Here is an 8,241-nt window from a genome sequence, read left to right as displayed (position 1 = left end):
GCGTCAGCAGCTCCGACAGATAGGCGACATCGGCGCTGTTTTCGCTGAAATCCCAGCGTGGCCAACCGGGTTCGTCGAGTTGCGGGGTGATCGTCGCGAATCCGTGCTCGATTCCGAATTGGCCGACACCGGTGGCGACGTGTTCGATCTGGGCGGGCTCGAGGTACCCGTGGATATCGAAGACCACAGGTAGCGGCGATATCCCTGCGGGAATGTCCTGTACGTAGCTACCCGATTTTCCCGCCGCCACGAACTGCCCAGTGGATGTTCCCGGGGCGGGTGCGGGTAAGGCGCATCCTGCGGAAGCCACCGGATGGTCTGCGTGCGGCTGCTCGGCTGCTGCCGTGTTGCCGCCGCACACGAGTGTCACCGCCGTGACGAACGCCGTTGCGGTGGCTGGCCATATCCGGCGGTGCGCCGTTCGCGCTGCACTGGAAGGATCGTTCTTCATCATGAGAGGTATGTTCTCATCGCCGCGCCTTCGATGGGCGGTTGTGCAGATGGGTGGCACGTGCGGCCGAACTTGTCGGTGGCGACCGCAATACTGTCGCGTGCCGATGAATTCGAGCCGCCGGTCCCGTCTCTACCACTGTGGCGAGATCCGATGAATCGGCAACGCGCCACACATATTCCTGTCGAGACGCCCTGGAGGTACACCCGATGTCAGCCGAACTTTCCGCCCCCGCCTCGGGAGGGCGGACGCCGACCGTCATCCGGGTACTGGTACTCGCGACCTTCGTGGTGATACTGAACGAAACCATCATGATCAACGCGATCCCGCGGCTGATGGCCGACCTCGAGGTCACCGAGCGGGCGGCGCAATGGGTGTCCACCGCGTTCATGTTGACGATGGCCGCCGTCATCCCGACTACCGGCTGGTTCCTGCAGCGGGTGTCGACCAGGCGGGCCTATGCCGTGGCGATGGGGGTCTTCCTGGCGGGGACCGCGCTGGCGGCCGTCGCGCCGTCGTTCGCGGTGCTGCTGCTCGGACGGGTTATTCAGGCCGGCGGTACCGCGGTAATGATGCCGCTGCTGATGACCACACTCATGACCGTGGTGCCCGAGCAGGACCGCGGCCGGGTGATGGGCAATGTCACCCTTGCCATTTCGGTGGCGCCCGCGCTCGGCCCGGTAGTCTCCGGGATGGTGCTGCAGATCGGTTCGTGGCGTTGGCTTTTCGTGCTGGTCCTGCCGATCACCGCGGTCGTCATGTGGCTGGGTCTGCGTCGGCTGGAGAATGTCGGTGAACCGCAGGCCGGGGCGATCGACTCGGTCAGCGTGGTGCTCGCCGCGCTCGGATTCGGCGGGCTGGTATTCGGGCTCAGCCGGTTCGAGAGCGACAACCTAACCAGCCCGGCCCTGATCGTCGCCGCGGGTTCGGCCCTCATCGCCGTATTCGTCTTCCGTCAGCTGCGCCTGCAGCGCACCGGCACCCCGCTGCTGGATCTGCGGGTCCTGCTTTCCGGCACCTACGCGAAGGCGCTGGTGCTGATGTCGGTCGCGTTCATGGCGATGCTCGGCTCGATGATCCTGCTGCCGCTGTATCTGCAGAATCTGCGCGGTCTGAGCCCCTTGCAGACCGGCCTGCTGGTGATGCCGGGTGGGCTGGCGATGGGTCTGCTCGGACCGACGGTCGGTCGCCTTTTCGACCGCTTCGGTGGACGCGTACTGGTCATTCCCGGCTCGGTCGGGATCGCCGCTGCGCTGGGCGGATTCACCCAGATCTCGATGTCCATGCCGTACTGGCAGCTGCTGGCACTGCACATCCTGCTGATGGTGTCGCTGGCCGCCGCCTTCACCCCGGTCTTCACCCTCGGGCTCGGCGCGCTTCCGCAGCACCTGTACTCGCACGGCAGCTCGATGCTGGGCACGCTGCAGCAGGTCGCCGCGGCGTTCGGCACCGCTCTGGTGGTGACGGTGATGTCGGCCCGCAGCACCGGACTCGTCGCCGACGGCACCGACCCCGTCACCGCCCACCTCGACGGCATGCGCCTGGCCTTCCTGGTCTCCGCCGCCCTGGCACTGGTCGTGATCGCCATGGCTGTGCTGCTGCCGAGCCGGGCGGCAGCTGCCCCTGCGGATGCCGAGGAACTCGACAACGCAATCCCTGAACTGGTCAAGAGCTGACCAATAGGGCGAGAACCCCTGGCCGTATTCTTGCGCGCCAGGGGTTTTCGTCATTCACGGTCCGCATTGGTCGCGGTCGCCGATGCCGACACCACCATCCTGGCCAACGGCTACTTCTGTCGTACTCAGCTCGCGGATCTGACCGATCGCCATGGTCGACACCTGACCCAACTGCTTCCCGGCACGACTCGGTTCCTGGATCAGCGGATCACGAATGGATTTCCGACCGGCGCACCGGAATTGATCCAGACCGTCTTGGTTTCGAGGTACTCCCGGATGGCGTCTATTCCGTTTTCCCGGCCGATGCCGGAATCCTTGAATCCGCCGAACGGCGCCATGAAACTGACGGCGCGATAGGTGTTCACCCACACCGTGCCGGAGCGAATGCGCTCGGCCATACGCAGTGCACGGCCGATATCACTGGTCCAGACGCCCGCACCGAGGCCGAAGCGGACATCGTTGGCCAGGGCGACGGCATCGTCCTCGGCGCCGAACGGGATGACGGCGAGCACCGGTCCGAAGACTTCTTCTTGGGCGATGCGCATCCGATTGTCGACGCCGGTGAAGATGGTCGGTTCGATGAACCAGCCGTTACCGCATTCCGGGCGCGTCGCGGGCGTTCCACCCAAAGCCAGTGTGGCGCCTTCCTTTTCGGCGATGCGCAGATAGTCCAGCACCTTCGTGTACTGCGCCGGTGTGGTGATCGGGCCGACCTGGGTGTGCTCGGACATGGGGTCGCCCATGCGAGCCGTGCGCGCGAGTTCCACCACGCGCGCGACGAATTCGTCGTGAATGCTGTCCTGGACCAGCAGTCGCGATCCGGCGATACAGGTCTGGCCGGTGGCGGCGAAAATGCCGGAAACGACTCCGTTGACCGCGGCGTCGAGATCGGCGTCGGCGAATACGATATTCGGGGATTTACCACCCAGTTCGAGACTCACGTGCTTGAGGTCGCGGGCCGCGGCCTCGTTGATCGCGCGCCCGGTGAAATCGGATCCGGTGAAGGTGATCTTGCGGACCAGCGGATGCTCGACGAGGGCGGTACCGACGTCGGCGCCGAAGCCGGTCACCACATTGAGCACGCCCGGCGGCAATCCGGCCGCTTGGAACAGCCGGACCAGCTCGATCGTGGAGGCGGAGGTGAATTCCGACGGTTTGATCACCACTGTGCAGCCCGCGGCAAGGGCCGGGGCCAGTTTCCAGGTCAGCAGCATCAGCGGTGAATTCCACGGCGTGATAATGCCGACGACACCGACGGGCTCTTGGCGCGTGTAGGCGAAGTAGCCCTTCTTGTCCAGCGGCAGCACCGTCCCCTCGATCTTGTCGGCCAGCCCGGCGTAGTAGTAGAACCACTGCGGTAGGTAGCTGAGCTGGCCATACATTTCGGCGAATAATTTGCCGTTGTCGCGGACCTCGAGCTCGGCCAGTCGGTGCGCATGTTCGGCGAGGGTGTCGCCGAGGCGGCGCAGCAGTGCGCCGCGAGCACTCGCGGTGAGTTCCGGCCAGGGACCGGAGGTGCAGGCCCGGTGGGCGGCCTGCATCGCGGCGTCGACATCCTCGGCGCCGCCCTTGGCGATTCGGGCCCATGGTTCGCCGAGATACGGGTTGTCGGTGGGGAACCACTTGCCGCCGATCGGCTGATGGTCACGCCCGTCGATGAACATCGGATACTGCTGCATGGCGAACCTCGGTATCGGAAGACTCTGCGACCGATCATGAGTGATGATGAAGACAGTTGAAAAATAAAAAGAATTGATGCCCGTATTTCCGGACGGCATATGAGGCTGGTCCGTGATGCGATGGGCGTCTGTTCGACCTGAACCGTTCGACGGCAATCGATCCGGTCAATCCGCCGCGGTTTCGCTGCGGTCGACGAGTCGGGCCGAGGGCCAGCGCCCCTCCGCTACCGCGGTGCGCACCTGTCGGATGAGTTCGGCCGCAACGACTTCGGCGGCAGCGGGGACGCGGCCGGTGCGCGGTATGCCGAGGACGATCAGTCGCCAGACCTCCGGCTCGCACAGGGGTGCGGCGCTGAGTGTTCCGCTGGCGACATCATCGGCAATGCCGACGCCGGGCAGGATCGTCCAGCCGTGCCCGCCGAGCACCAGCAGCTTCTGCATGCGCAGTGAATTGGTCTGTACGGTCACGTCGAAATTCACCTGCGTCCGCGCGGAGGCGCCGTCGATGAGGGCACGCAGCGCATGCCCCGGCGCGGGCATCACCATCGGATGGGTCGCGACCTCGGCCAAGGTGACAGGACGGTCGGCATGCAAGTTGCCGCTCGGTGGCGCGACCACCCAGAGCCGTTCCCGCGCAAGCGGTTCGACATTGAGCGACGGTGTGCTGGTGAGGTTGTACAACAGGCTCAGATCGAGGTCGCCGTCGTCGAGCCAGCGCTGCAGATGTCCGGAATAGCCGGTGAGAACACGCAATTCGATGCCGGGATGATGGTGGGCGAGCGCCGATACGAGTGGTTCGGCCAACAGGTCGGCGGCGCTCTCCAGCAGGCCGACAGTGACCACGCCGGTGACGACACCGGGTGCCGGGCGGAGTTCGGCGCGGGCGCGGTCCAGCTCGTGCAGGGCCCGCCGCGCCCGCTCGACCATGACCGTCCCGGCCTCGGTCGGGCGCATACCCTGCCGGGTGCGCTCGAACAGTGCGACGCCGAGTTCCTGTTCCAGCATCCGTATCTGCCGGGTGACGGCCGGTTGGACCAGGTGCAGCAACTCCGCGGCCTTGGTGACGCTGCCGACCTCGGCCACCGTGACCATGGCCTTCAACTGCTTGAAGTCCATCCGCTCCTCCTGCGCATCGCGAACCGGCATAGTGGTATCAGAACTCAGCATTTTACCCAGGCCTGTATTAGCTCTCATGATGATAGTGCCGGGTGTGTATTGCCGAGGGGCGAGAGGAAATCGTCGTGCACGAGCTCAATGAGGAAGAAACCGCGATCGTCGCGGTGGTGCGTGACTTCGTGGACCGGGAGGTCAAACCGGTCGCGCAGGAGCTCGACCATACGAACACCTACCCGGAGAAGCTGATCGACCAGATGAAACAGCTCGGGATCTACGGGCTGGCCATCCCGGAACCGTGGGGCGAGGCCAAGGTGTCCACACCGTGCTACGCCGCCGTCACCGAGGAGCTCTCGCGCGGCTGGATGAGCCTGGCGGGGGCGATGGGCGGTCACACCGTGGTCGCAAAACTGTTGCTGGACTACGGAACTCAGGAGCAGAAGGACCGTTACCTGCCACGGATGGCGACCGGTGAACTGCGCGCGACCATGGCGCTGACCGAACCGGGCGGTGGATCGGATCTGCAGGCCATGCGCACGACGGCCCGCCGGGTCGGCGAGGAATACATCGTCAACGGGTCCAAGACCTGGATCAGCAATGCCCGCCGGTCTGATCTGGTCGCCCTGCTGTGCAAGACCGATCCCGCCGCGGAACCCGCGCATCGGGGGATCAGCATTCTGCTGGTGGAGAAGGGGCCCGGATTCACGGTGTCGCGGGATCTGCCCAAACTCGGCTACAAGGGGGTCGAGAGCTGTGAGCTGACCTTCGACGATTTGCGGGTGCCCGCATCGGCGCTGCTCGGCGGGGTCGAGGGCGCGGGCTTCGCACAGATGATGCGCGGTCTGGAGGTCGGGCGGATCCAGGTGGCATCGCGCGCGCTCGGCGTTGGTCGGGCCGCGCTGGAGGATTCGATTCGCTACGCCCAGCAACGGGAAAGCTTCGGCAAACCCATCTGGCAGCACCAGTCCGTCGGCAACTATCTCGCCGATATGGCGACGAAACTGACCGCCGCGCGCCAGTTGGTGCAGTACGCGGCGCGCCGTTACGACTCGGGCGAGCGCGCTGATATGGAGGCCGGTATGGCGAAACTGTTCGCCTCCGAGACCGCCATGGAGATCGCGCTCAATGCCGTGCGCGTGCACGGTGGCTACGGGTATTCCACCGAATTCGATGTGGAACGCTACTTCCGCGACGCGCCGCTGATGATCGTCGGTGAGGGCACCAACGAGATTCAGCGCGGTGTGATCGCCCGCCAGCTGATCAGCCGTAATCGGATCAACTGAGTTGTCCGGCACCGACTTTCCCGGAAGGCACCGCATGCGCCGTCCTCTAGAAGACATCACCGTCGTCGCGGTCGAACAGGCCGTTGCCGCACCGTTCGCCACCCGCCAGCTCGCCGATCTCGGTGCCCGTGTGATCAAGATCGAACGCCCTGGTGGCGGCGATTTCGCCCGAAGTTACGACCGAACCGTCCACGGGGAGTCGAGCTATTTCGTGTGGCTCAATCGAGGCAAGGAGAGCGTCGAACTCGACGTCAAGGATCCAGCCGACCGTCGGCTGCTCGACGCGATGATCGCCAGGGCCGATGTGTTCGTGCAGAACCTGGTCCCCGGCGCCGCCGAACGGCTCGGACTCGACGCCGAAACGCTGCGCGCGGCCCGGCCCGAGCTGATCCACTGCTCGATCTCCGGCTACGGCCCCGACGGTCCGTATCGGTCGAAGAAGGCCTACGACCTGTTGCTGCAATGCGAGACCGGGCTCGTGATGTCAACGGGCACAACGGAAGTGCCTGCCAAAGCGGGCTTCTCGATCGCCGATATCGCCACCGGTATGTATGCCTACAGCGGCATCCTCACCGCGCTCTACGACCGGGCGCGCACCGGTGACGGCGCGAGTCTGCATGTCGCGATGATCGATGCGCTCGGGGAGTGGATGAGCCAGCCCGCCTATTTCTGCCGCTACGGCGACGAACCACCGCGCCGCACCGCGGCGAAACATCCATCGATCTCTCCGTACGGTCCGTTCCGTACCGCCGACGGCACCGTATTCCTCGGAATCCAGAACGAGCGCGAGTGGACTGCGCTGTGCGACGCGGTGCTGGGACGTACCGACCTGATCAAGGATCCGCGGTTCGCGACCAATACCGATCGGGTGGCACACGACGGCGAGTTGGCGGTGCTGCTGGAGCAGGCATTTGCCGCATTCGACACCGATGAGGTGATCGAGCTGCTGGAACAGGCCGGTATCGCGAATGCGCGGTTGCGCACACCGGCCGAGTTCACCGAGCACCCGCAGCTCGCGGCCCGCGATCGTTGGCGGCCGGTGGATACACCCGGTGGGGTAATGCAGGCCATGCTGCCGCCGGTGGTGGGCGGCTGGGAACCGGCGATGGGTGCGGTACCTCGGATGGGGGAGCACACCGCCGCCCTGCGCGCGGAATTCGCACCGGCAGAACATGTTTCGAAGGAGTCGCTGGCATGAGCGAGGTCGTCGAACGCACCGAATTGCTGGTGCCCGGTCCAGCGCAGGCGCTGAGCGGGCTGCTCGGTGTGCCACCGCCGGATCTCGACAAGGGACTTCCGCTGCTGTGGCACTGGATCTACTTGCTCGAACGCCCCGCACAGGCGGATCTGGGACCCGATGGTCATCCGATTCGTAATACCGTTCCGGCGCCGCCGGGGCCTGGACGACGCCGGATGTGGGCCGGAGGGCAGGTGCGCACCCGCGGTGCGCTGGTGTGCGGCGAACCGGCGACGAAACGAACGACGGTGCTGTCCACACACGAGAAGCAAGGGCGCAGCGGCGCGTTGACTTTCGTCGTTGTCGGCCACCGGATACTGCAGGGCGATCGGATGGTCGTGGACGAACGGCAGGATATCGTCTACCGCGATGCGGTCGGGGCGAGCGGAGGGTCCAGCGAACCGGAACCCGGCCTGGACGCGAAAGTCCCTCCTGCCGAAGACGAATGGGCCATCGACACCTCCCCGACCTTGCTGTTCCGGTTCTCCGCGCTCACCTACAACGGCCACCGCATCCACTACGACCGCGACTACGCCCGCGATGTCGAGGGCTATCCCGGTCTGCTCGTACACGGACCGTTGCAGGCGCTGGCCATGGCCGAGGCCGCCCGTGCCCGCGGCTACACCGGTGACCAGGTCTTCGACTATCGGCTGCGGTCGCCGCTGTTCGACCACCAAGGGCTGGTCGTCTCGGCGACCCCGCGCGACGGTGCGATCGCGACCGTCGCGCGGGACGGTTTCGGACGGCAAACCGCTACCGCGACATTGCATCCCGCAGACTGACGACGTGGTGGTCAGCGCCG

The 8,241-nt window shown here is 65.7% G+C and carries 7 protein-coding genes; 4 read left to right on the top strand and 3 right to left on the bottom strand.

The window, feature by feature from the left end; all coding sequences use genetic code 11:
* On the bottom strand, nt 1–250 hold a 250-nt coding region (locus NP3_RS49230), incomplete at its 3' end, for an alpha/beta hydrolase family protein (protein ID WP_169814544.1).
* Between the two features lie 410 nt (nt 251–660).
* On the opposite strand from NP3_RS49230, the gene NP3_RS22135 reads away from it, so the two are divergent.
* Complete coding sequence (locus NP3_RS22135; RefSeq protein ID WP_063043514.1) at nt 661–2,127, top strand: DHA2 family efflux MFS transporter permease subunit; 1,467 nt, start codon at nt 661–663, stop codon at nt 2,125–2,127.
* Nucleotides 2,128–2,327: 200 nt separating this feature from the next.
* Here the strand turns inward: NP3_RS22135 and NP3_RS22130 are convergent, their stop codons facing one another.
* Both NP3_RS22130 and NP3_RS22125 read right to left on the bottom strand, forming a co-directional pair.
* Nucleotides 2,328–3,806 carry an aldehyde dehydrogenase gene (locus NP3_RS22130; protein WP_063043513.1) on the bottom strand — a complete coding sequence of 493 codons (1,479 nt, stop codon included), beginning with the start codon at nt 3,804–3,806 and terminating at the stop codon, nt 2,328–2,330.
* A gap of 165 nt (nt 3,807–3,971) precedes the next feature.
* A complete protein-coding gene (locus NP3_RS22125) occupies nt 3,972–4,952 on the bottom strand; it encodes a LysR family transcriptional regulator (RefSeq protein ID WP_307678581.1) in 981 nt (326 codons plus the stop codon).
* 95 nt (nt 4,953–5,047) lie between these two features.
* Between NP3_RS22125 and NP3_RS22120 the strand changes: the two genes are divergently transcribed.
* Genes NP3_RS22120 through NP3_RS22110 form a run of 3 tightly spaced genes read left to right on the top strand, consistent with a single transcriptional unit; the run spans nt 5,048 to nt 8,221 of the window.
* Complete coding sequence (locus NP3_RS22120) at nt 5,048–6,202, top strand: acyl-CoA dehydrogenase family protein (protein WP_063043512.1); 1,155 nt, start codon at nt 5,048–5,050, stop codon at nt 6,200–6,202.
* A 34-nt stretch (nt 6,203–6,236) separates the two neighbouring features.
* The gene (locus NP3_RS22115) at nt 6,237–7,400 is read left to right on the top strand and encodes a CaiB/BaiF CoA transferase family protein (RefSeq protein WP_063043517.1); all 1,164 of its coding nucleotides are present in this window, start codon (nt 6,237–6,239) and stop codon (nt 7,398–7,400) included.
* Nucleotides 7,397–8,221 carry an HTD2 family dehydratase gene (locus NP3_RS22110; RefSeq protein WP_063043511.1) on the top strand — a complete coding sequence of 275 codons (825 nt, stop codon included), beginning with the start codon at nt 7,397–7,399 and terminating at the stop codon, nt 8,219–8,221. The genes NP3_RS22115 and NP3_RS22110 overlap by 4 nt, the downstream gene beginning before the upstream one ends.
* The last annotated feature ends 20 nt before the right edge of the window (nt 8,222–8,241 follow it).

Source organism: Nocardia pseudovaccinii NBRC 100343 (genome assembly GCF_001613225.1).
Classification (GTDB): Bacteria; Actinomycetota; Actinomycetes; order Mycobacteriales; family Mycobacteriaceae; genus Nocardia; species Nocardia pseudovaccinii.
Note: the sequence above shows the minus strand (reverse complement) of the source record. Positions and strands in the feature narration are given on the sequence as shown.

Excerpts from the sequence above, each read along its gene's own strand:
- NP3_RS22135 (WP_063043514.1), top strand. The coding sequence starts at position 661 with ATGTCAGCCGAACTTTCCGCCCCCGCCTCGGGAGGGCGGACGCCGACC.
- NP3_RS22130 (WP_063043513.1), bottom strand. The coding sequence starts at position 3,806 with ATGCAGCAGTATCCGATGTTCATCGACGGGCGTGACCATCAGCCGATC.
- NP3_RS22125 (WP_307678581.1), bottom strand. The coding sequence starts at position 4,952 with ATGCCGGTTCGCGATGCGCAGGAGGAGCGGATGGACTTCAAGCAGTTG.
- NP3_RS22115 (WP_063043517.1), top strand. The coding sequence starts at position 6,237 with ATGCGCCGTCCTCTAGAAGACATCACCGTCGTCGCGGTCGAACAGGCC.
- NP3_RS22110 (WP_063043511.1), top strand. The coding sequence starts at position 7,397 with ATGAGCGAGGTCGTCGAACGCACCGAATTGCTGGTGCCCGGTCCAGCG.